This is a genomic window from Bartonella sp. AA83SXKL (assembly GCF_042196965.1).
Taxonomy (GTDB): Bacteria; Pseudomonadota; Alphaproteobacteria; order Rhizobiales; family Rhizobiaceae; genus Bartonella.
In genome coordinates this window covers 1-289 of record NZ_JBHIRG010000277.1, presented here as the reverse complement: position 1 = coordinate 289, position 289 = coordinate 1, and the positions used below count along the sequence as shown (strand labels likewise).

The 289-nt window shown below is 41.2% G+C and carries 1 pseudogene; it reads right to left on the bottom strand.

The window, feature by feature from the left end:
* Positions 1 to 289, bottom strand: a pseudogene (locus ACFINO_RS11085) (glutathione synthase); the annotation flags it as partial.

Sequence of the window (289 nt, the reverse complement as noted above, 5' to 3'; positions counted from 1 at the left end):
CGCGCCCTCCAACATGCATATTAGAGCGCACATCTGTTTCTGCGGCAATTCGATTAATCGCTCCAACAGGTTTACCATCAAGCAAAATAATTCGCTTATCCCCTTTTCGTACAGCATCCAAATAACGCTGAACAATAAAAGGTTCACGATAAATTTGTGCAAAAATTTCCAACAGCGATGCTAAATTGCGATCATCCTGTTTTAAATGGAAAACACCCGCTCCCCCATTGCCGTAAAGTGGTTTGACAATAATTTCACCAAAGGTAGCTCTAAAAGCCGTTATTTCTTC